The following is a 21,700-nucleotide window of genomic DNA, read 5'->3' as shown; positions in this document are numbered from 1 at the left end:
AAGGAGTCACAGGCATGCGGCGACCGAGCTGGGTACCGGAGGGCACGGACCTGGACAAACCGAACGCCGCGCGGGTCTACGACTACTACCTGGGGGGCTCGCACAACTTCGAGGTCGACCGGGAGATGGCGCGCAAGGCGATGGCCCTGTGGCCGGAGCTGCCGCAGATCATGCGCTCCAACCGGGCCTTCCTGCGGCGGGCCGTGTCCTACCTGGCCGAGCGCGGCGTCACCCGCTTCCTGGACATCGGCTCCGGCATCCCGACCTTCGGCGCGGTGCACGAGATCGCCCGCGCGATCCGCCCCGAGGCGACGGTCCTCTACGTGGACCGGGACCCGGTCGCCGTCGCGCACAGCCGCCTGCTGCTGGAGGACGACCCCGGCAGCGAGGTCGTCCAGGCCGACCTGCGCGACGTCCACGACCTGCTGGCCCGCCCCGAGGTGGCCGCGCTGCTGGCGCAGGGCGAGCCGGTGGCCGTCCTGCTGGTCGCCGTCGCGCACTTCGTCACCGACGACGAGGACCCGTGGAAGCTGATCGGCACGCTCCGTGACGCGCTCCCGCCCGGCAGCGCGCTGGTCCTCTCGCACGCCTCCCTGGAGGGCCGCCCGGACCAGGCGGAGGACCACCAGGAGCTCTACCGCAAGACGCCGACCCCGCTGACCATGCGCACCCACGAGCAGATCAGCGGGATGTTCGCCGGCTTCGAGCTGGTCGAACCGGGCGTGGTCTACCTGCCGCAGTGGCGTCCGGACCAGCCGGAGACGGTCGGCGAGCACCCCGAGCGGATGACCGGGGTGGCGGGCGTGGGGTTCCGCCCTTGAGCGGACGGATCGGGCGAGTGACCGACGGCCGCGGGCTCCGCGAAGCGGCCGCCGGTCCCCCCACCGTGCCCGCCGCGCGGACCACTGCTCACCCCACCGTGCCCGCCGCGCGGACCACTGCTCCCCCCGCCCGGTCCGCTGCCCGCGCCGACCACCCCGCAGCGGTGACCGCGCGCACCCGGGTGGACGCATGAGCGCCGCCCCGGTGTCCGGCAGCGCCGAACGGTTCCACGAGGCCTGGACGCGACTGCTCTCCGCCGACCACGGCACGGCCGTCCACCCCGGGCTGCTCGGCCGCCTCACCGCCCGGACCGCCGCCCTGCTCCACCGCGCGCAGCTGGGCGAGCCGTTCGAGCCCCGGCTGGCCGAGCAGGCCGGCGCGGAACTGGTCGACGCGCACTTCACCGACCCGGTGGTGCTGGCCCGGGCGGTGGAGCTGCTCCAGGCGCAGCCGCTCGGCGACGACCGCGGCCCGGCCCTGACCGGCGCCTTCGCGGCCGGCTGGGCCGCCGCCCTGCGCGAGCGCACGCTGCGGGAGCAGGAGGCGATCCGCACCGCCGCCGACACCGCCCGCAAGGAGGCCGAGCGGGCGCTGCGCGCCTCCGAGGCCCGGTTCCGGGCGCTGTTCGAGAGCGCCGCCATCGGGATCGGCATCGGCGACACCGACGGCAACATCCTGGCGGTCAACAAGGCGCTCCAGGAGCTGTTCGGCGCGAGCCCGGAGGACATGACCGGCCGCCGGGTCGGCGATCTCGTCCACCCCGAGGACACCCCGGGCGTGTGGGAGGCGTACGAGGAGCTGATCAGCGGCAAGCGGGACTACTTCCAGTTCGACAAGCCGTACTACCGCCAGGACGGCGAGGTGGTCTGGACCCATCTGACCGTCTCGCTGATCCGCGACGACGACGGCGTCCCGCAGTACCAGGTCGCGATGCTGGAGGACGTCACCGACCGCTACCGGCTCCAGGAGCGGCTGCGCCACCAGGCCACCCACGACCCGCTGACCGGCCTGCCGAACCGGGCGGCCTTCTTCGAGCGGCTGGAGAAGCTGTTCGAGGATCCGGATCCGGGCGCCAGGTTCGGCCTCTGCTACGTCGACCTCGACGGCTTCAAGGTGGTCAACGACAGCCTCGGCCACGACACCGGGGACCAGCTGCTGTCCGCCGTGGCGGCCCGGCTGAAGGCCGCGCTCAACCCGCTCGGCCACCTGGTGGCCCGGCTCGGCGGCGACGAGTTCGTGGTGCTGCTGGAGAACTGCCGGGGCGAGCAGGAGGCCGTCGCGGCGGCGAAGACGGTGCTCAAGGCGCTGGCCGGGCCGGTGCTGATCGGCGACCACAAGCTGGCCGTGGGCGCGAGCGTCGGCGTGCTGGAGCGGCGGGTGTCCACCACCACCCCGGGCGCGGCCGTCCGGGCCGCCGACCTGACGCTGTACCGGGCCAAGGAGGCCGGCCGCGGCCGCTGGACGCTGTTCGACCCCAAGGAGAACGCCCGCGCGGTCAGCCGCTACGCGGTGTCGGTGCGGATGCCGGCCGCCCTCGACCGGGGCGAGTTCTTCATCGACTACCAGCCGCTGTACGCGCTGGCGGACGGCCGGCTGGCCGCGGTGGAGGCGCTGGTGCGCTGGCGCCACCCGCAGCTCGGCGTCCTCGGCCCGGACGAGTTCGTGACCACCGCCGAGGAGACCGGGCTGATCATGCCGCTCGGTCGCTGGGTGCTGGAGCAGGCCTGTGGCCAGGCCGCGGACTGGGTCAAGCGGTTCGGCGACGCCGCGCCGCAGCTGAACGTCAACCTGGCGGTCCGCCAGGCGCGCAGCGCGGCGCTCGTCACCGACCTCGGCCGGATCCTCGACACGACCGGCCTCGAACCGGCCAGGCTGCAACTGGAGATCACCGAGTCGACCGTGGTCGGGCCCGAGGACGAGGCGCTGCGCACCCTGCACGGGCTGGTGGACCTCGGCGTGTCGCTGGCCGTGGACGACTTCGGCACCGGCTGGTCCAACCTCGCGTACCTGCGCGACCTGCCGGTCTCCGGGCTGAAGATCGCCGGTTCCTTCGTCGGAGACCTGCACGATCCGGAGAAGGACGAGTCCACCGGGTGGCGGATCGTCAGCGGCCTGGTGTCGATGGCGCACGCACTCGGGCTGACCGTCACCGCCGAGGGCGTGGAGACCCGCAAGGACGCCGAACGGCTGCGGACCATCGGCTGCGACTGGGCCCAGGGCTGGCACTTCGGCCGCCCGGTGCGGCCGGACGAGATCGCCCGCCGGATCGCCGAGGAGCCCCGGGGACGCCCGGTCGGGGGCTGACGCGTCGGGGGTGTCGGCTCCGCGGCCGAAGGGGACAGGGCCGGGCAGGTGGGGGAGGCCCGCGGCGGCGTTCGGCGGCGTTCGTGCAACCGCTCGGTCGCGTTCCGGAAAATCGGCCAACACCACGGCCCACCATGCGGGATGATGGCGCGTCAAAATCACCACCCGGGGCCGTGCGGCGCGCGGCTACGGCCCCGCGCCGGCCCCGGGAAGCGGGGAGGAGAGCGCCGCCATGGCCACACCGGAGGACGCCGGCCCAGCCGACGACGACCGACGAGGCCCCTGGCCGGAGAGCGGCCCCGGGGTCCGGCCCGAGCCCCCGACCAGGGCGGACCGGCGGCCGTGGGGGCGGCGCCTCGGTGTCGTGCCGGACCGGCCGTCCCGGCTCGGCGCCGTCCCGCGCACCCGGACGGACCCCGACGCCGCGACCGGGCGGGAGCCGGACGGCGGGGCCCGCTTCGACCCGGAGGCGCCGACCAGGGTCCAGCGGGCCGCGCCGGAGCGGGTCGACCCGGAGGCGCCGACCAAGGTCCAGCGGCGCGCGGGCACCGGGCGCGCCGCCGCCCCCGGCTGGGCCGACAACGTCGGCCCCGGGCCCAGCCGGAGGGGCGAGGGCCCCGTGGGCGGGGTGTCAGGGGGTGGGATATCGGCGGGCGGGGCGCCGGAGGGTGCGGGGCCCACCGGCGGACGGTTCGCGGGCGCTTTCCCGGACGCCCTGCGCGGCCGCTTCGACCCGCTCGGCGTGGCCGGCTCCGGCACCGAGGGCACCGTCTGGCACGTCCGGCGCACCGACGGCGGCGGCGAGGCCGCGGTGAAGGTGACGGCCGCCGGCCAGTCCATGGACGCCGACCTGCTCGGCTACCTGCGCAACGACGACTACCGCCGCCACGTCCCGCACATCGTCGACTTCGGGCGGGTCGGCCACCACGGCGCCGAACTCGACTGGGTGGCCATGGAGTACCTGCCGGTCACCCTCGCCGACCACTTCGCCGAACTGCGCGAGCGCGGCCGGTACACCGACCCGCGGGAGGCCGAGCGGATCGTCTACGAGCTCGTCGCCCTGCTCGACTTCTGGCAACGGCGGATCGAGCGCAACCCGCTGGACTTCAAGCCGGCCAACGTGCTGGTCCGCCCCGGCCGCGCGCCCGGGGAGTTCGTGATAGCCGACTTCGGCGGCGTCGCCCGGCTCACCGCCAGCCGCCGCTTCACGCCCGAGACGATCGTCACCATCCCGTACATGGCCCCCGAGCTCCTGGCCGGCCGCAATCACGAGGCCGGGCCCTGGTGGGCGCTCGGCAACGTCCTGTACGAGCTGTTCACCGGCCGCCCCCGCTTCCTCGGCGCGGACGGCCTGCTGATCAGCGACGAGGTGCTGCAACTGGAACTGGTCCTGGGGGACGAGGTCGACCTCTCCGCCCTCGCCGACCCCCGCCAACTGCTGCTCCTCCAAGGGCTGTTCACCAAGAACCCGGAGGACCGCTGGACCGCCCCGCAGGTCCGCAGCTGGCTGGCCGGCGGCAGCCCCGCGGTGGTCCGGCGACAGACCCGGGCCGACACCGGCCGCACCCACCGGCCGATCACCTTCCTCGGCTCCCCCTTCACCGATCCGGCCAAGCTCGCCGAGGTCCTGCTCAGGCGCTCCGGCGACGCGGCCCGCTGGCTCTCCGCCGGGGGAGCGGAGCGGCTGCGCGACTGGCTGCGCGACGACGTCCAGGACAACATCTTCGACCTGCACCACCTGACCGACGTCGCCCGGGCGCCCGGCTCCCGCCGCGACGCGGCGGGAGCCCTCGCGGTGCTCGCCTTCGGCGCCGCCTTCGCCCCCTCCGCCACCCCCTACTACCTCGACCGCCCGATCGACACCCCCGGGCTGGAACGCATCGCCACCGAACCGGACGGCGCCGTGTTCATCGACGCGCTGGTCCGGGGCGGCGCCCCGGCCGTCGCCGCCCGCTACGACTGCTTCCACCCTGAGTGCTCCGGCGAACACTGCTCCCGACTGCTCGCCCTGGCCCGGCTCCCGGACGTCCTGGCCGAAGTGGACCGTGCCGCCCGCACCGTCGGCGGCGGCCGGCGGGGCGGCGACGGGCTCAGCCCGCAGGAGCGCGAGGAGGCACACCGGCTGGTGGTGTGGCTGAGCGTGCGCCCCGAGGAGCGCGACCGGCTGCTCGGCCGGCTCTCGCCGCTGCCCACCGCCCTGCACCGGCTGCCGCTGCCCGAACGGATGGCGGAGCTCGCCGCCCTCGTCGCGGCGGTGGTGGTGGACGCGGCCCTGGCCGCCGGCTCCGGGATCCGCACGGCCGTACGCGCCGCGGTGCGCCGGCCCGCGCCGGACCCGACCGCCGCGCCGGAGGCGGTCCGGCGCCGCTGGTCGGCGTTGCGGCGGCGGGCGGTGGGCGCCGACCCGGGGGACGACGCCGGGCGCGCGGCCCTGGTCGCCGCCGAGACGCTGCGCCCGCGCGGCCGGGGCCGGGGCGAGCGGCCCGACGACGCGGATGGCCGGGAGGGCGGGGCCGGGCGGGAGAGCCGGGCCGGCCGGGACCGGTGGCTGGGGCGGCTGTGGCAGGGCGGGCGTGGACGGACGCCGGTGGACTGGGCGGCCCGGCTGCGGGCGTGGTGGCCGCACGCCCGGACCGGCCTGCCGCGCCGGGCGGGCGCCGTGCTGCTGCTGTTCCTCGCGCTCGGGTTGCTGCTGTGGGCGGGGGCGGTGTTCCGCTACCCCGTCGAGGCCGGGGTCCAGCTCAGGATCTCGCCGGACGGCGCCTTCGGCGGGCCGTTGAAGAAGGCCGGCGAGCACGCGGCCCAGCAGGTGGTCGGCCAACTGGGGGCGGCACTGGTCGCCGCCGCCGTCCTGGCCTTCTTCCCCGCCCGGGTCGGCCTCGGCACGGCGGCCCTGACCGGCGTCGGGGCCTTCGCCATCGGCTACCTGCGGCTCGGACCGCCGATGACGGGCCTGGAGATGCCGAGACCGGTGGCCGAGCGGGTGGTCATGTTCGAGGGCGGGATGGGCAGTTGGGCCGGCTTCGCGGCGGTGGCGGCGATCGTGGCGTCGTTCGCGCTGATCGAGCGCGCTGCGGACCGGTTGCTGAAGCCCGCGCACGAGGCCCGGCGGCAGGTGCGGGAGGCCTGGCGGCGGCTCGCCGGGCGGGGCGCGGCGGCACGGTGGGACGGCAAGCAGTGGCGGACGGGCCCCGTGGGCGCCCGTGACCGCGTGCTCTTCGCGCTCGGGAGCACCTGTGTGCTGGCCCTGCTGCTGTGGGCGGCGGTCGAGGTGCGGCTGGCGGCCACCGGGCACCACCCGACGCCGGACTCCTGGGGGACCGGCCGGACCGGCGCGGCCTACCAGTCCGGGTTCGTCGTCCTGCTGGCCGTCGTCTCCCTCGCGAGCACCCTGGGGACGCCGGGTACCGCCCGGGCGCTCCTCGGCTGCTGGATCCCCGCCACCCTGGTGCTCGGCGCCTGGCCCGGACCGCTCGGCCCGGTCGAGGCGCTGCGGATCCCGGTGTTCAAGGGGCAGCTCGCGGCCGTCGCGGAGTTCTGGGGGCACGGCGCGTTCTGGGCCGCGCTGCTGGTCGCGCTCCCGCTCGCGGCGTACGGGGTGCTGCGCACGGTCCGGGCGCGGGGGGCGGGTGCGGGGGTGGACGGCTGACGGTCCGGCCGTCATCCGGTCCGGCCGTCATCCGGCTCAGCCGACCAGCCGGGACAGTTCGATCGAGTGCCCGGTCCGCTCCACCTTCGCCCGCAGGTAGCGCACGTTGCTCGCGGACAGATGCACGCCGGTCGGCACCCGCCGCCGCACGGTGATCCCGAGGTCGGCCAGCTGCTGCGCCTTGTCCGGGTTGTTGCTCAGCAGGTCGATGCCGGTGGCGCCGAGGGTGGTGAGCATCTGGGCGGCGGCGGTGTAGTCCCGGCCGTCCTCGGGCAGGCCGAGCGCCGTGTTGGCGTCGTACGTGTCCAATCCGGAGTCCTGCAAGGAGTAGGCCTCCAGCTTGTTGTAGAGCCCGATGCCCCGGCCCTCCTGCCGCAGGTACAGCAGGTAGCCGCCGGCCTCGGTGATCCGCTCGACCGACTCGCGCAGCTGCGGGCCGCAGTCGCAGCGGTCCGAGCCGAAGACGTCGCCGGTCAGGCACTCCGAGTGCAGGCGCACCAGTGGCGTCCCGCCCTCCGGCACCTCGCCGAACGCGAGCGCCAGGTGTTCGGCGCCGTCGGCGAGGTCGTGGAAGGTGAGGGCCTCCGCCTCGGCGCGGTAGCCGTCGGAGAAGGTCAGCGGGATGCGCACACGCGAGCGCACCGTGGCGGGACCGGGCTGCGGCATGGGTGGGCCTCCGTCGATGAGGAGATGGGTCGGCGAACCGACGAACCGATGGGGTCGAGAGGGGCGGACCGGGTGGCCCGGGGTGGAGCGGATGTCGATGACCGTACTCGGTAGTTCCAATTTGAACAACTAAATACCGCCCGTGCCCGATGCGACTACGGACCGTGGTTCAGCCGGGCTCCGTGCGGACGCGAGGGCGCTGGTGGATCGTACGGTCCGCGAGGCGTGGGGGTTTCAGCATGTGGATGCGTCGGGAGCCGGACTGTGGACACTGCGAGGATTCCCCCGTTTCCTGGGCACGGGAATGCCTCGCGAACGAGCACCGACGACCACGGAAGGTCCTGATCAGATGCCCACAACCCCTCCCGCCGCCACCTCCCCGACCTCCTTCGACGCCGAGCAGCGCGTGATCGAGGCGCTCTACGCGGACGTGGTCCGCCGGAACAGGGGTGAGACGGAGTTCCACCAGGCGGTCCACGAGGTCCTGGAGACCCTCGGGCCGGTGCTCGCCCGCCGTCCCGAGTTCGTCGACGCCCGGATCATCGAGCGGATCTGCGAACCCGAGCGGCAGCTCATGTTCCGGGTGCCGTGGACGGACGACTCCGGCGACATCCACGTGAACCGGGGCTTCCGGGTGGAGTTCAGCAGCGTCCTCGGCCCGTACAAGGGCGGGCTGCGCTTCCACCCCTCGGTGAACCTCGGCATCGTCAAGTTCCTCGGCTTCGAGCAGATCTTCAAGAACGCGCTCACCGGGCTGTCGATCGGCGGTGGCAAGGGCGGCTCCGACTTCGACCCCAAGGGCCGCTCGGACGCCGAGGTCATGCGGTTCTGCCAGTCCTTCATGACCGAGCTGTACCGCCACCTCGGCGAGCACACCGATGTCCCCGCCGGGGACATCGGCGTCGGCGGCCGGGAGATCGGCTACCTGTTCGGCCAGTACAAGCGGATCACCAACCGCTACGAGACCGGCGTGCTCACCGGCAAGGGCCTCGGCTGGGGCGGCGCGCAGGCCAGGACCGAGGCGACCGGCTACGGCTGCGTGCTGTTCACCGCCGAGATGCTGCACAGCCGCGGCGAGAGCCTGGACGGGCGCCGGGTCGTCGTCTCCGGCTCCGGCAACGTCGCCATCTACGCGATCGAGAAGGCGCAGCAGCTCGGCGCGACCGTGCTCACCTGCTCCGACTCCACCGGCTACGTGGTGGACGAGAAGGGCATCGACCTCGCGCTCCTCAAGGAGGTCAAGGAGGTCCGGCGCGGCCGGGTCGCCGACTACGCCGAACTGCGCGGCAGTCACGTCCGGTTCGTCGAGGGCCCGGGCGTGTGGAGCGTGCCCTGCGACGTCGCGCTGCCCTGCGCCACCCAGAACGAGCTGACCGAGACGGACGCGCTGGCCCTGGTGCGGGGCGGGGTGCTGGCGGTCGCCGAGGGGGCCAACATGCCCACCACCCCGGAGGCGGTCCGGGTGTTCCAGGAAGCCGGGGTGGCCTTCGGCCCGGGCAAGGCGGCGAACGCGGGCGGCGTCGCCACCAGCGCCCTGGAGATGCAGCAGAACGCCTCGCGCGACTCCTGGACCTTCGCCCGCACCGAGGAGCGGCTGGCCGGGATCATGAAGCACATCCACGACTCCTGCTTCACCACCGCCGAGCGCTACGGCCACCCGGGCGACTACGTGGTGGGCGCGAACATCGCCGGCTTCGAGCTGGTCGGGGACGCGATGCTGGCCCAGGGCCTGATCTGAGCCCTGCCGCCCGCCACCCGGCGATCGGTACCCGACCGGATCGGGCACCGATTGTCGGGTGCGGCAGGGTGGGTCCTTCCTACGGTGGTGATCAGTAAGGGAAGGACGGGGTCGGAGTGCTGGAACACCTGAACCGGGCGATGGATCACATCGAACGGAACCTGGACCAGGAGGTCGAGGTCGCCGAGCTGGCCCGGATCGCGATGACGTCGGAGTACCACTTCCGGCGGCTGTTCTCGATGCTCTCCGGGATGCCGCTGTCGGACTACGTCCGGCGCCGGCGGTTGACCGTCGCCGGGGCCGAAGTCCTCGGCGGGGAGCGGACGTTGCTGGAGGTCGCGATCCGGTACGGCTACACCTCGGGGGAGGCGTTCGCCCGGGCGTTCCGGGCGATGCACGGGGTCGGGCCCGGTGAGGCCCGGCGCGAGGGCGCGGTGCTCAAGTCCCAACCCCGGATGTCCTTCCGACTCGTCGTGGAGGGAAGCAGCAGTATGGAATACCGGATCATCGAGCAGCCGGACTTCCGGATCATCGGTCGGCGGGCTCGGGTCCCGCTGGTGCACGAGGGGGTGAACCCGGCCATCGCCTCGTTCATCAAGGGGCTCGGCCAGGAGACCGTCGACCGGATCTCGGCGCTCTCGGGCCGTGAGCCGGAAGGCATCCTCTCGGTCACCGAGTTCTTCTCGGAGAGCCGCGAAGAGGGTGTCGAACTCGACTACTACCACGCGGTGGTGGCGGACGCGGGCACCGTCGTCCCGGACGGCCTGGACGTTCGGGAGGTGCCGGCGGGGACCTGGGCGGCCTTCTCCAACACCGGGACCTTCCCGAAGGCCCTCCAGGAGATGTGGCGGGACGTCTTCACGCAGTGGTTCCCGTCCAATCCGTACGAGTTCCGGCCGGGGCCGGAGATCCTGCGTACCCGGTTCCTGCCGGACGGCCAGGCGGAAGCCCAGCTGTGGATCCCGGTGGCACGGGCGCCGCGCTGACGGACGGCCGTTGACAGCTGACAACTGACAAAAAACAGATGACAGATAACAGATTTCGAAATCTGTTATCTGTCATCTGTTTTTTGTTCGCCCGCCAATGCCCGCCAACGCCCACTGCCGCCGCCCGCCGCCCCGCCCGCCCCCGTTCGGCCCAGCAGCGCCCGCACCCGTCCTCCCCCGCCCGCATGCTGGGGCGGGGGAGGACGGGGGATCGCAGCCGCTACCCGAGGAGTGGGATCACCGATGGCCAAGGCATTCGGCTTCGTCGACTACGGCGGGCCGGAGACACAGGAGTTCCTGGACCGCCCGGCGCTGGAGCCCGGCCCCGGGCAACTGGCGATCGCGGTCGGTGCGGCCGGGGTGAACCCGGTGGACTGGAAGATCCGCACGGGCCTGCTCGGCCGGGAGCGCGAACTCCCCGCCGTCATGGGCCAGGAGGCCTCGGGCGTGGTCCTGCAAGTCGGCCCCGGGGTCACCGGGTTCACCCCGGGCGATGAGGTGTTCGGCCTCGCGGCCGCCGGTGCCTACGCCGAACAGACGCTGATGCTCGCCGAGTTGAGTGCCCTCAAACCCGAGGGTGTCGGCTTCGACCAGGCCGCCGTCCTGCCCGTGTCGGCGGCCACCGCGGACGACGCCGTCCGTGACCTCGGCCTCGGCGCCGGCCGGACGCTGCTGATCCTCGGCATCGCCGGCGGTGTCGGCAGCGCGGCCGCCCAGATCGCCCGCAGTCGCGGCCTGACCGTTCTCGGCACCGCGAGCGACGCCAATCACGCGTACGTGGAGTCCCTCGGGGCGGTGCCGGTCCGCTACGGCGACGGCGTCGCCGAACGGATCGCGGCCGCGGCGCCCGACGGCGTCGACGGCATCCTCGACCTGGTCGGCGGCGACGCCCTGCGGGCCGCCGCCCCCGTGCGCACGGACCGTACGGAACTGGTCAGCACCGCCGACCCGGCCACCGTGGCGGAACTCGGCGGCCGCTACATCACCCGCTCGACGACGTCCGAGACCCTGTCCGCGCTGGCGGCCCTGGTCGCCGCCGGTGAGCTGGACCCGCACATCACCGGCCGCTACCCGCTGGCCCGGGCCGCCGAGGCGCTCGCCTTCGTCGAGTCCGGCCACGCCAGCGGCAAGGTGGTCATCGAAGTCGCTTGACGCGAATCAAGAGTGACGATCAGTCAGTGAAGACCGAGAGATCGAGAACCGAGAGAAGAAGTCGAGAGAAGAAGCCATGAAGCAGAACTCCGTGACCATCGGCGGCCCCTGCTGGGTCGAGCTGGGCACCTCCGACCCGGCCGCCGCCAGCACCTTCTACAGCGAGTTGTTCGGCTGGCGGGCCGAGGCCGATGTGCGCCCCGAGGCCAACGGCTACACCCAGATGTTCCTCGGCGACGCCCCGGCGGCCGCCGTCAGCCCGCGGTTCGCGCCGCAGCAGCCCATCGCCTGGTCGACCTGCTTCGCGGTCACCGACACCGACGCCACGGTCGCGAAGGTCGAGGACGCCGGCGGCAAGGTCCTGAAGGAGCCCACCGACGCGTCCGACCTCGGCCGCTTCGCGGTGGTCGGGGACAGCTCCGGCGCGGTCTTCCTGCTCTGGCAGGCCCGCGCGTTCGCGGGCGCCGGTGTGTTCAACGAGCCGGGCTCGCTCGGCTGGGTGGAACTGCTCACCCGCGACCCGGCCGGTGCGACCGCCTTCTACCCGGCGGTCTTCGGCTGGTCCGTTAGCCCGTCCGAGCAGTACACCCAGTGGGGCCTGGGCGGCGATGACTTCGGCGGCATGCTGGTGATGGACGACCGCTTTCCGCCGCAGGTGCCGCCGCACTGGCTGCCGTACTTCTCGGTCGCCGACGTCGACAACACCGTCGCCCGGGCGAGCGGCCTCGGCGCGGACGTGCTGATGGCGGCCACCGACGTGCCGGGCGGCCCCCGGATCGCCGTGCTGCGCGACCCGCAGGGCGCGTCGTTCGGCGTCTACCTGGCCGGCACCGAGGGCTGACCCGCCGGAGGCCACGCCCCTGCCCACGCCCCTGCCCACGCCCCTGCCGAGGACCCCGCCGCCCTCACGCCGGGCGCCGACTGCGGCTGGAGCGCCACGCCGCCGCCGTCGCGCCCGCCGTGACGAGCAGCGCGCCGATCGGCACCACGTCGCCGATCCGGTCGTACCAGGTCAGCGTCCCGGGCTCGGTGAGCGGCAGTCGGACGGTCAGCGCTCCGGTGCCGTCGGTACCGAGCCGGGCGAGCTCGCGGCCCTGCGCGTCGAAGGCCGCCGACACCCCGGTCAGCGAGGCCTGCACGGCCGGCCGGCCCGTCTCGGCGGCCCGGATCGCCGCCAGCGAGACGTGCTGTTCGGGTGCCCAGGTGTGCTGGAAGGTCGAGGTGGAGGACTGGTAGACCAGCACCCGGGCGCCGTCCCGCGCGGCGGTGCGGGCCAGGTCGGGGAAGGCCGACTCGAAGCAGATCAGCGCGCCGACCGGCAGCGGCCCGCCGGCCCGGTCGGTGGCCGGCAGGACGTGGAAGGCGGTGCCGGGCGCCCGGTTCTCGCCGGCCGCCCGGCTGACGCCGGCGATCCAGCCGAGCACCGGCCGCAGCGGGATGTACTCGCCGAAGGGCACCAGCCGGATCTTGCGGTAGCGGTCCAGCACGCCCGCGGGGGAGACCAGCACCGCGTCCTTGGAGATCCGCCCGTCCGCCTTGCGGGCGTCCTCCCCGGCGATGATCTGGGCCCCCGTGACGGTGGAGAGTTGGCGCAGCCGGTCGAGCGCGGCCGGGTCGCGGTCGAGGTCGGCGGTGGTGCTGCTCTCGCCCCAGACGACCAGGTCCACCGGCTGCCCGCCGAGCGCGGCGGTGGCCCGGGCGCTGGCCTCGAACCGGGCCTGCGGGTCGTCCACGATGCCGGGCTGGACCAGCGCGACGGTGACCGCCCCGGCCGGGGCGGGGGCGTCGCGCAGCGCGAACAGCAGCGGGCCGGCGGCCAGGACCAGGACGGTGGTCAGCGCCGCGAGGGCGCGCGGCCGCCGGTGCACGGCGGTCAGGACGATCAGCACCCCGGTGTTGGCGGCCGCGACGGCCGCGCTGACCAGCCAGATCCCGCCGGTCGAGGCCAGCCCGAGGATCGCCGGGTGCTGCCACTGGGTGGCGCCGAGCAGCGCCCACGGCCCGCCGAGCGCGTCCCAGGAGCGCGCGTACTCGGTGGTCACCCAGACCGCCGGGACGACGAGCAGCGCGAGCAGTGCCCGACGGCCGGTCAGCGGCGGGTGCAGCAGCCGGTGGACGGCGTACCCGAAGCCGCCCTGGAGCGCCCCGAACAGCACGGCGAGCACCGGTAGTCCCGGCCCGATGGACGGGACCAGCCAGTACATCGCGGTCAGGATGAAGCCCGCCCCGAACCACCACCCGCGCACCGCCGCCTCCCGCCCGCCGGGCGCGCGCTGCATCAGCAGCATCCCGGGGACGAGCGCGACCCATGCCAGCCAGGCCTGCCCCGGCGCCGGGAAGGCGAGCACCGGTACGGCCCCGGCCGCCAGGGCACCGAACCGCGCGCGGTAGCGGTGCGGGCGCGCCTGCGGGTGGCCGCCGTTTCCGGGGTGCCCGCCGTGTTCGGGGTGCCCGGGAGGTTCGGGGCGCCGGGGGTGCCCGGGATTCGAGGAGTGTCCGGAGTGCCCGGGGTGATCGGGGTGCGAGGAGTGCGGCGTGCGCCGGGCGGGGCTGGTGAGGGCGAGGCGGCGGGGCATGCCCCGTATTGTCCGCTTGGACGGACTACGCCACCAGTGTTCCTGTCACCCGAATGGGCTACGGGAACACTGGTGGCCACCCCCGTGACTCAGCCCTCGTCGCCCTCCAGGTCCCCCTCGGTCTCCAGGAACGCGGCCTGCAACTGCGCGATCAGCTCCGGGTCGGGCTGCTCCCACAGCCCGCGGCTGGCCGCCTCCAGCAGCCGCTCGCTGATCCCGTGCAGCGCCCACGGGTTGGCGCCGGTCAGGAACTCCCGGTTGACCGGGTCGAGCACGTACTCCTGGGTGAGCTTCTCGTACATCCAGTCCGCGACCACGCCCGTCGTGGCGTCGTAGCCGAACAGGTAGTCCACCGTCGCGGCCATCTCGAACGCGCCCTTGTACCCGTGCCGGCGCATCGCCTCGATCCAGCGCGGGTTGACCACCCGGGCGCGGAAGACGCGGGCGGCCTCCTCGGTCAGCGTCCGGGTGCGGACCGTCTCCGGGCGGGTCGAGTCGCCGATGTAGGCGGTCGGCGCCTTGCCGGTGAGCGCCCGGACGGTGGCCACCATGCCGCCGTGGTACTGGAAGTAGTCGTCCGAGTCGGCGATGTCGTGCTCGCGGGTGTCGGTGTTCTTCGCGGCGACGGTGATGCGCTTGTACGCGGTCTCCATCTCCTCGCGGGCCGGCCGCCCGTCCAGCCCGCGGCCGTAGGCGTAGCCGCCCCAGACCGTGTACACCTCGGCCAGGTCGGCGTCGGTGCGCCAGTCCCGGCTGTCGATCAGCTGGAGCAGGCCCGCGCCGTAGGTGCCCGGGCGGGAGCCGAAGACGCGGACGGTGGCCTTGCGCTCGTCGCCGTGCACCGCGAGGTCGGCCTGGACGTGGGCGCGTACGAAGTTCTGCTCCGCGGGCTCCTCCTGGGCGGCGGCCAGGCGCACCGCGTCGTCCAGCAGGGCGACCACGTGCGGGAAGGCGTCGCGGAAGAAGCCGGAGATGCGCAGCGTCACGTCGATGCGCGGGCGGCCCAGCTCGGCGAGGGTGATCGGCTCCAGGCCGGTGACCCGGCGCGAGGCGTCGTCCCAGACCGGGCGGACGCCGAGCAGGGCGAAGGCCTCGGCGATGTCGTCGCCGGCGGTGCGCATCGCGCTGGTGCCCCACAGCGACAGCCCGACCGAGGGCGGGTAGTCGCCGTCGTTGTCGGTGGTGTACCGCTCGACCAGCGAGGTGGCGAGCGCCTGGCCGGTCTCCCAGGCGAGCTTGCTCGGGACGGCCTTCGGGTCGACGGAGTAGAAGTTGCGGCCGGTCGGCAGCACGTTGACCAGGCCGCGCAGCGGCGAGCCGGACGGCCCGGCCGGGACGAAGCCGCCGCGCAGCGCGTGCAGCACGGCGTCCAGCTCGTCGGTGGTGGCGGCCAGTCGCGGCACCACCTGGGTGGCGGCGAAGGTCAGCACCTCGTGGACGGCCTCCGGCAGCCCGGCGGCGACCTTCTCCACCGCCTCGACCGCCCAGTCCTGCGCCTCCATGGCCTCGACCAAGGCGCGGGCCTGGGCCTCGGCGGCGTCGGTGGCCCCGAGGGTGAGCGCGGCCTCGTCCAGCCCGAGCGCCTCGCGCAGGCCCGGCAGCGCGCTGACACCGCCCCAGATCTGGCGGGCGCGCAGGATGGCGAGCACGATGTTGACCCGGTCGGTGCCGGCCGGCGCCTGGCCGAGGACGTGCAGGCCGTCGCGGATCTGGGCGTCCTTGATCTCGCACAGCCAGCCGTCGACGTGCAGCAGGAAGTCGTCGAAGCCGTCGTCCTCGGGGCGCTCGTCCAGGCCGAGGTCGTGGTCCAGCTTGGCGGCCTGGATGAGGGTCCAGATCTGCGCGCGGATCGCGGGCAGCTTGGCCGGGTCCATCGCGGCGATGTTGGAGTGCTCGTCCAGCAGCTGCTCCAGGCGGGCGATGTCGCCGTAGGAGTCGGCGCGGGCCATCGGCGGGACGAGGTGGTCGACCAGGGTGGCGTGGGCGCGGCGCTTGGCCTGGGTGCCCTCGCCCGGGTCGTTGACCAGGAACGGGTAGATCAGCGGCAGATCGCCCAGGACGGCGTCCGGGCCGCACTCGGCGGACAGCGCGGCGGTCTTGCCGGGCAGCCACTCCAGGTTTCCGTGCTTGCCGAGGTGGATGACGGCGTGCGCGCCGAACCCGCCGTCGGCCTGCGCGGCCTCGATCCAGCGGTAGGCGGCCAGGTAGTGGTGGCTCGGCGGCAGGTCGGGGTCGTGGTAGATGGCGACGGGGTTCTCGCCGAAGCCGCGCGGCGGCTGGATCAGGACGAGCAGGTTCCCGGAGCGGATCGCGGCCAGCACGATGTCGCCGTCCGGGTTCTGCGAGCGGTCGACGTAGAGCTCGCCGGGGGCCGGGCCCCAGTGCTCCTCGACCTGCTCGCGCAGCGCCTGGGGGAGCGTGGCGTACCAGCGGCGGTAGTCGGCGGCGGGGATGCGCACCGGGTTGCGGGCCAGCTGGTCCTCGGTGAGCCAGTCCTGGTCGTAGCCGCCGGCGGCGATCAGGGCGTGGATCAGGGCGTCGCCCTCGTGGGAGGCGTCGAGCGAGGAGTCCTGGGACGCGTCGTGGGAGCCCTTGCGGGAGCCGTCGGAGGACGCGTCGTGGGAGCCGTCGTGGCCGTCCCCGTTCGTTCCGTCCACCCCGGGGAGGTCCGAACCCAGGTCCATGCCCTCCGCGCGCAGCCGGTTCAGCAGGCGGATCGCGCTGGCCGGGGTGTCCAGGCCGACGGCGTTGCCGACCCGGGCGTGCTTGGTCGGGTAGGCGGACAGCACGAGCGCGAGGCGGCGCTCGGCGGCCGGGATGTGCCGCAGCCGGGCGTGCTTGACGGCGGTGCCGGCCACCCGGGCGGCGCGCTCCGGGTCGGCGGCGTAGACGGTGAGGCCGTCCTCGTCCAGCTCCTTGAAGGAGAACGGGACGCTGATCAGCCGGCCGTCGAACTCCGGCACCGCGATCTGGGTGGCGGTGTCCAGCGGGGACAGGCCGTCGTCGCTGGCCTCCCACTGGGCGCGTGACCAGGTGAGGCAGAGCGCCTGGAGGATCGGCCGGTCCAGGGCGGCGAGCGCGCCCGCGTCCCAGGCCTCCTCGTCGCCGCCGGCCTGCGCGTCCGCCGGGCGGGTGCCGCCGGCGGCGAGCACGGTGGTGACGAGCGCGTCGGCCTCGCCGAGCGCGGCCAGCAGTTCGGGCTCGGCGCCGCGCAGCGAGGCGCAGTAGTAGGCCCTGGCCTGCGCGCCCTGGTCCTCGATCGCCCGGCAGAGCGTCTCGATGAAGGCGGTGTTGCCGCTCATGTGGTGGGCGCGGTAGTAGAGCACCGCGACCGTCGGGCCGTCCTGCGTACGGGCTTCGCGCTCCAGCGGCCCCCAGGCCGGGGCGGAGGCGGGCGGGGCGAAGCCGTGGCCGGTCAGCAGCACGGTGTCGGAGAGGAAGGCGGCCAGCTCGGCGAGGTTGGCGGCGCCGCCGTGCGCGAGGTAGGCGTGCGCCTCGGCGGCGATGCCGGCCGGGACGGTGGACAGCTCCATCAGCTGGGCGTCGGGGGCCTGTTCACCGGTCAGCACGATCACCGGGCGGGGGCCGGCCAGCAGCGTGTCCAGGCCCTCCTGCCAGGCGCGGCGACCGCCGAGCAGGCGGACCACGACGAGGTCGGTGCCCTCCAGCAGCGCGGGCAGGTCCTCGGGGGTGAGCCGGGCCGGGTTGCCGAGCCGGTAGCGGACCGGGCCCTCGGCGGCGCGGGCACTGAGCAGGTCGGTGTCGGACGTCGACAGCAGCAGGATCATGCGAAGGCCCTCCCGGCCTCGGAGCCGCCCCGAGCCGAAGGGCGCGCCGGCGTGGAAAGTGACGAGTGACGAGCGACGGACGAAAACGCGTGGTGCGCGGCGGACGAAGGCGCGTGGCATCTGGCGGACGAAAGCGAGCGACGGCGCGTGGCCGGCGACCGAAGGAGCGCCGAGGCGTCGGCGAAGCGCCCGGAGTCGGGCGGGCGTGAGGCGCCCGGGGACCCGGGCGCGGGCATGCGGCAGCGCATTGCTCTTCGAGCCTTCCTCGGGGTCCGCGCCCCGGGCCGGTGGAGGACGGCAGGAGTTCCTGGCTCCCGCGGCCCTCCGGTCTCCCGGTGAACCGCGGTCACAGTGGCGGGACCGCACCGGGCTTGCACCGGTTTCCTCCCCTGCGCCGTCGCTGGCGTGCGGACGGCCCGCGGGGACCGTCCGCCAGCATCGTACGGGGTGCGGCTGACCTGGGGGAGGGCGATCCCGGGGAGGCCGCCCGGAGCGCCCGGGGTGTGAGGCGACGGACAAAGGCAACCGATCGGATCATCTGTATGCTCGCGGCCATGCCACCGACACCCGACGCCACCGCGCCGGGCGCCGCGGTGCCCGACCGAGGGCGCGCGGACGCCTGCCCAGGGGCCCTTCGTCTACACCCGGCCGACGACGGCGCCCTGGCCCGGGTCCGCCTGCCCGGCGGCCTGCTGACGGTCCGTCAGGCGCTGGCGCTGGCCGACGCCGCCGAGGCGCTCGGCGACGGCGAACTGGAGACCACCTCCCGCGGCAACGTCCAACTCCGCGGCCTGGCTTCGCACTGCGGGGCCGAACTCGCCGAACGGCTGCGCGCCGTCGGCCTGCTGCCCTCGGACACGCACGAACGGGTCCGCAACATCGTGACCTCCCCGCTCGCCGGGCTCGACGGACACGGCTTCGCCGACGTGCAGGCCTGGGTGCGGGAGCTGGACGCGCGGCTGTGTGCGAGCGACTGGGCGGCCGGACTCTCCGGCAAGTTCCTGTTCGCGCTGGACGACGGGCGGGGCGACGTCGCCGCGTTCGACGCCGATGTGACATTGATCGCAGGCCCGGACGGGTCGGCGCTGCTGCGCCTCGGACGGGCCGCCCACGGGCGTCCGGTGCCGGCGGGGCAGGAGGTGACGGCCGTGCTCGACGCGGCCCGGACCTTCCTGGACGTGCTGCGGGAGAGCGGGCGCAAGGCCTGGCACCTGCGCGAGGTCCCCGAGCTGCTGCCGGCCGGGCCCGTGCCGGTGCCCGCTTTCGCCGGGGCCGCGCCCGCGGTCGGCGTGGTCCCTACGGCCGGTGCGGTCCGGACGGTCGGCCCGCTCGCCACGGTGGCGGGCGGGGCCGTGGCGGGCGGGCTGTCGGTGGGCATGCGCTTCGGCCGGGCCGGTGCCGCGCAGTGGCGGGAACTCGCGGGCGCCTGCGCCGGGGAGATCCGGCTGACGCCCTGGCGCGGCGCGGTGCTGCCGGGGGCGCCGGCCGACCGGCTGCCCGCGCTGGCGGCGGCCGGGTTCCGGACCGCGCCCGGCTCGCCCTGGGAGCGGGCCACCGCCTGCACCGGGCTGCCGGGGTGCGCCAACTCGCGGGCCGACGTCCGGGCCGACGCGGCGCGGGCGCTCGATGCGGCGGCCGTCGCCGGGAGCCCGCCGGTTATGGGCCTTCCGGCCGCCGGTCTCCCGGTGCACTGGTCGGGGTGTGAACGGCGCTGCGGTCATCCGGCCGGGCGGTGGGTGGACGTGCTCGCCACTGGGCAGGGCTACCGGGTGACGGTGAACGGTCCGGCGTCCGCCGGGGCGGCCGTGGACGTGACGAACGAGGAGATGGCCGAGGCGGTCGCCGAGGCCAGGAGGACCACGAAGTGATCGAGTACGAGAAGGACGGCGCGTCCATCTACCGCCAGTCCTTTGCCACCATCCGTGCGGAGGCCGACCTGGCCGCCCTCCCGGCGGACGTCTCCCAGGTCGCGGTGCGGATGATCCACGCCTGCGGGATGGTCGACCTGGTCGAGGACCTGGTGTACTCGCCGGGCGTGGTCGCCTCCGCGCGCGCGGCGCTGCGGGCCGGGGCGCCGATCCTGTGCGACGTGAACATGGTGGCGAGCGGCGTCACCCGCAAGCGGCTGCCCGCCGACAACGAGGTCGTGTGCACCCTCACCGACCCGTCCGTGCCGGAACTCGCCCGGAAGATGGGCAACACCCGCAGCGCCGCCGCCATGGAACTGTGGCTGCCCCGGCTGGAGGGCGCGGTGGTGGCCGTCGGCAACGCGCCGACCTCGCTGTTCCGGCTGCTGGAGATGATCGAGGCCGGTGCGCCGCGCCCGGCCGCGGTGATCGGCGTCCCGGTCGGCTTCATCGGCGCCGCCGAATCCAAGCAGGCCCTGGCCGAGCACCCGTCCGGCCTGGAGCACCTGGTGGTGCGCGGCCGGCGCGGTGGCAGCGCGATCGCCGCCGCCGCCGTCAACGCGATTGCGAGCGAAGAAGAGTGACGGATCGTCAGACCCCTGGTGTCGGCCGGCTCTACGGCGTCGGGCTCGGCCCCGGCGACCCGTCGCTGGTGACCGTCCGGGCGGCCGAACTCATCGGCAAGGCCGACGTGGTGGCCTACCACAGTGCCCGGCACGGCCGGTCCATCGCCCGTTCGATCGCCGAGCGCTATCTGACGGGTGGTCAGGTAGAGGAGAAGCTGGTCTACCCGATCACGGTCGAGACCACCGACCACCCGGGCGGCTACCGGGGCGCGCTGGACGACTTCTACGAGGAGGCCGCCGCCCGGCTGGCCGCCCACCTGGACGCCGGCCGCGACGTCGTGGTCCTCGCCGAGGGCGACCCGCTGTTCTACGGCTCGTACCAGCACATGCACAAGCGGCTCGCGCACCGCTACCCGACCGAGGTGGTGCCGGGTGTGACCTCCGTCAGCGCCGCGGCCGCCCGGCTCGGCCAGCCGCTGACCGAGGCCGAGGAGACGCTCACCGTCATCCCGGGCACGCTGCCCGAGGAGGAGCTGACGGCGCGGATCGCCGCCGCCGACTCCGCCGTGATCATGAAGCTGGGGCGCACCTTCCCGGCCGTCCGGCGGGCGCTGGAGCGGGCCGGACGGCTCGACGACGCGCAGTACGTCGAGCGCGCGTTCATGGACGGGGAGCGCATCCTGCCGCTCGCGGAGGTCGAGGGCGAGACCGTCCCGTACTTCTCGGTGGCGGTGCTGCCGAGCAAGGTCGCGCCGCTGGAGCCGGTGGAGCGGCGGACGGACGGTGCCGGCGCGGTGGCCGTCATCGGCACCGGTCCGGCCGGGCCGCTCTGGCTCACCCCCGAGGCGCGCGGCGTCCTGGCCGAGGCGACCGACCTGGTCGGCTACACCACCTACCTGGACCGGGTGCCCGAGCGGCCGGGGCAGCGGCGGCACGCTTCGGACAACAAGGTGGAGTCGGAGCGCGCCGAGTACGCCCTCGAACTGGCCCGCCGCGGGCACAAGGTCGCGGTGGTGTCCTCGGGCGACCCGGGCGTCTTCGCGATGGCCACCGCCGTCCTGGAGGTCGCCTGCGAGGAGGCCTACCGGGACGTCCCGGTGCGGATCGTCCCGGGGATGACCGCGGCCCACGCGGCCGCCTCCCGGGCCGGCGCCCCGCTCGGGCACGACTACGCGGTGGTGTCGCTGTCGGACCGGCTCAAGCCCTGGGACGTGGTGGCCCGCAGGCTGCGCGCGGCGGCCGAGGCGGACCTGGTGCTCGCGCTCTACAACCCGGGCTCGAAGTCGCGCACCACGCAGGTCGCCCTCGCCCGGGACCTGCTGCTGGAGTACCGCGCGCCCGAGACGCCGGTGGTGATGGCGCGCGACGTCGGCGGGCCGACCGAGCGCGTGCGGATCGTCCGGTTGGGCGAGCTGGATCCGGCGCTGGTCGACATGCGGACGATCCTGCTGATCGGCTCCTCGCAGACCCGGGCGGTCGAGCGGGGCGGCGGCGTGGAGGTCGTCTGGACGCCGCGGCGGTACCCGGAGGAGTAGCGGGCGACGAC

Annotated in this window: 13 protein-coding genes and 1 riboswitch; of the genes, 10 read left to right on the top strand and 3 right to left on the bottom strand. The window is 74.6% G+C overall.

What is annotated here, in order from left to right:
- The first annotated feature begins 14 nt into the window (after positions 1-14).
- The 3 genes from AC07AL_RS02710 to AC07AL_RS02700 all read left to right on the top strand — a co-directional run bounded on the left by AC07AL_RS02710 (position 15) and on the right by AC07AL_RS02700 (position 6,775).
- A complete protein-coding gene (locus AC07AL_RS02710; RefSeq protein ID WP_363579137.1) occupies positions 15-821 on the top strand; it encodes an SAM-dependent methyltransferase in 807 nt (268 codons plus the stop codon).
- 190 nt (positions 822-1,011) lie between these two features.
- A complete protein-coding gene (locus tag AC07AL_RS02705) occupies positions 1,012-3,126 on the top strand; it encodes a putative bifunctional diguanylate cyclase/phosphodiesterase (protein WP_363630628.1) in 2,115 nt (704 codons plus the stop codon).
- A gap of 232 nt (positions 3,127-3,358) precedes the next feature.
- Positions 3,359-6,775 (top strand): protein kinase domain-containing protein, encoded by a 3,417-nt coding sequence (locus AC07AL_RS02700; protein WP_363579133.1) that lies wholly within the window; start codon positions 3,359-3,361, stop codon positions 6,773-6,775.
- Positions 6,776-6,811: 36 nt separating this feature from the next.
- On the opposite strand, the gene AC07AL_RS02695 is transcribed toward AC07AL_RS02700, so the two are convergent.
- Entirely contained in the window at positions 6,812-7,441 is a 630-nt protein-coding gene (locus AC07AL_RS02695) for a GTP cyclohydrolase II (RefSeq protein WP_363579131.1), read from the bottom strand.
- Positions 7,442-7,790: 349 nt separating this feature from the next.
- Here AC07AL_RS02695 and gdhA point away from each other — a divergent pair, with 349 nt between their 5' ends.
- The 4 genes from gdhA to AC07AL_RS02675 all read left to right on the top strand — a co-directional run bounded on the left by gdhA (position 7,791) and on the right by AC07AL_RS02675 (position 12,158).
- Positions 7,791-9,179 (top strand): NADP-specific glutamate dehydrogenase, encoded by a 1,389-nt coding sequence (gene gdhA, locus AC07AL_RS02690; RefSeq protein ID WP_363579129.1) that lies wholly within the window; start codon positions 7,791-7,793, stop codon positions 9,177-9,179.
- Between the two features lie 116 nt (positions 9,180-9,295).
- Positions 9,296-10,165, top strand: a complete 870-nt coding sequence (locus AC07AL_RS02685) for an AraC family transcriptional regulator (RefSeq protein WP_363579127.1) — start codon at positions 9,296-9,298, stop codon at positions 10,163-10,165.
- A 243-nt stretch (positions 10,166-10,408) separates the two neighbouring features.
- Positions 10,409-11,317: an NADP-dependent oxidoreductase gene (locus AC07AL_RS02680; protein ID WP_363579125.1), complete on the top strand. Its 909-nt coding sequence runs from the start codon at positions 10,409-10,411 to the stop codon at positions 11,315-11,317.
- 76 nt (positions 11,318-11,393) lie between these two features.
- Entirely contained in the window at positions 11,394-12,158 is a 765-nt protein-coding gene (locus AC07AL_RS02675) for a VOC family protein (protein WP_400805088.1), read from the top strand.
- Positions 12,159-12,222: 64 nt separating this feature from the next.
- Here the strand turns inward: AC07AL_RS02675 and lnt are convergent, their stop codons facing one another.
- Positions 12,223-13,893, bottom strand: coding sequence for an apolipoprotein N-acyltransferase (gene lnt / locus AC07AL_RS02670; RefSeq protein ID WP_363579121.1), 1,671 nt, complete (start codon positions 13,891-13,893; stop codon positions 12,223-12,225).
- Positions 13,894-13,982: 89 nt separating this feature from the next.
- Positions 13,983-17,681 (bottom strand): cobaltochelatase subunit CobN, encoded by a 3,699-nt coding sequence (cobN, locus tag AC07AL_RS02665; protein WP_478316548.1) that lies wholly within the window; start codon positions 17,679-17,681, stop codon positions 13,983-13,985.
- 301 nt (positions 17,682-17,982) lie between these two features.
- A riboswitch (cobalamin riboswitch) is annotated at positions 17,983-18,068 on the bottom strand.
- A 167-nt stretch (positions 18,069-18,235) separates the two neighbouring features.
- Here cobN and AC07AL_RS02660 point away from each other — a divergent pair.
- The 3 genes from AC07AL_RS02660 to AC07AL_RS02650 are packed head-to-tail and all read left to right on the top strand — an operon-like array spanning position 18,236 to position 21,689.
- On the top strand, positions 18,236-19,549 hold the full coding sequence (locus AC07AL_RS02660; protein ID WP_478316546.1) for a hypothetical protein: 1,314 nt from the start codon (positions 18,236-18,238) through the stop codon (positions 19,547-19,549).
- The gene (locus AC07AL_RS02655; protein ID WP_063350072.1) at positions 19,546-20,172 is read left to right on the top strand and encodes a precorrin-8X methylmutase; all 627 of its coding nucleotides are present in this window, start codon (positions 19,546-19,548) and stop codon (positions 20,170-20,172) included. Before AC07AL_RS02660 ends, AC07AL_RS02655 begins: the two co-directional genes overlap by 4 nt.
- Positions 20,169-21,689, top strand: a complete 1,521-nt coding sequence (locus AC07AL_RS02650; RefSeq protein WP_363579113.1) for a precorrin-2 C(20)-methyltransferase — start codon at positions 20,169-20,171, stop codon at positions 21,687-21,689. The genes AC07AL_RS02655 and AC07AL_RS02650 overlap by 4 nt, the downstream gene beginning before the upstream one ends.
- The last annotated feature ends 11 nt before the right edge of the window (positions 21,690-21,700 follow it).

Source organism: Kitasatospora sp. NPDC043949 (assembly GCF_056435365.1).
The sequence above is the reverse complement of the archived record's forward strand: the minus strand, read 5'-3'. Positions and strand labels throughout refer to the sequence as shown.

What these genes read in the sequence shown, in the direction of transcription:
- AC07AL_RS02710 (WP_363579137.1), top strand. Translation starts at nt 15, where the DNA reads ATGCGGCGACCGAGCTGGGTACCGGAGGGCACGGACCTGGACAAACCG.
- AC07AL_RS02705 (WP_363630628.1), top strand. Translation starts at nt 1,012, where the DNA reads ATGAGCGCCGCCCCGGTGTCCGGCAGCGCCGAACGGTTCCACGAGGCC.
- AC07AL_RS02700 (WP_363579133.1), top strand. Translation starts at nt 3,359, where the DNA reads ATGGCCACACCGGAGGACGCCGGCCCAGCCGACGACGACCGACGAGGC.
- AC07AL_RS02695 (WP_363579131.1), bottom strand. Translation starts at nt 7,441, where the DNA reads ATGCCGCAGCCCGGTCCCGCCACGGTGCGCTCGCGTGTGCGCATCCCG.
- gdhA (WP_363579129.1), top strand. Translation starts at nt 7,791, where the DNA reads ATGCCCACAACCCCTCCCGCCGCCACCTCCCCGACCTCCTTCGACGCC.
- AC07AL_RS02680 (WP_363579125.1), top strand. Translation starts at nt 10,409, where the DNA reads ATGGCCAAGGCATTCGGCTTCGTCGACTACGGCGGGCCGGAGACACAG.
- AC07AL_RS02675 (WP_400805088.1), top strand. Translation starts at nt 11,394, where the DNA reads ATGAAGCAGAACTCCGTGACCATCGGCGGCCCCTGCTGGGTCGAGCTG.
- lnt (WP_363579121.1), bottom strand. Translation starts at nt 13,893, where the DNA reads ATGCCCCGCCGCCTCGCCCTCACCAGCCCCGCCCGGCGCACGCCGCAC.
- cobN (WP_478316548.1), bottom strand. Translation starts at nt 17,681, where the DNA reads ATGATCCTGCTGCTGTCGACGTCCGACACCGACCTGCTCAGTGCCCGC.
- AC07AL_RS02660 (WP_478316546.1), top strand. Translation starts at nt 18,236, where the DNA reads ATGCCACCGACACCCGACGCCACCGCGCCGGGCGCCGCGGTGCCCGAC.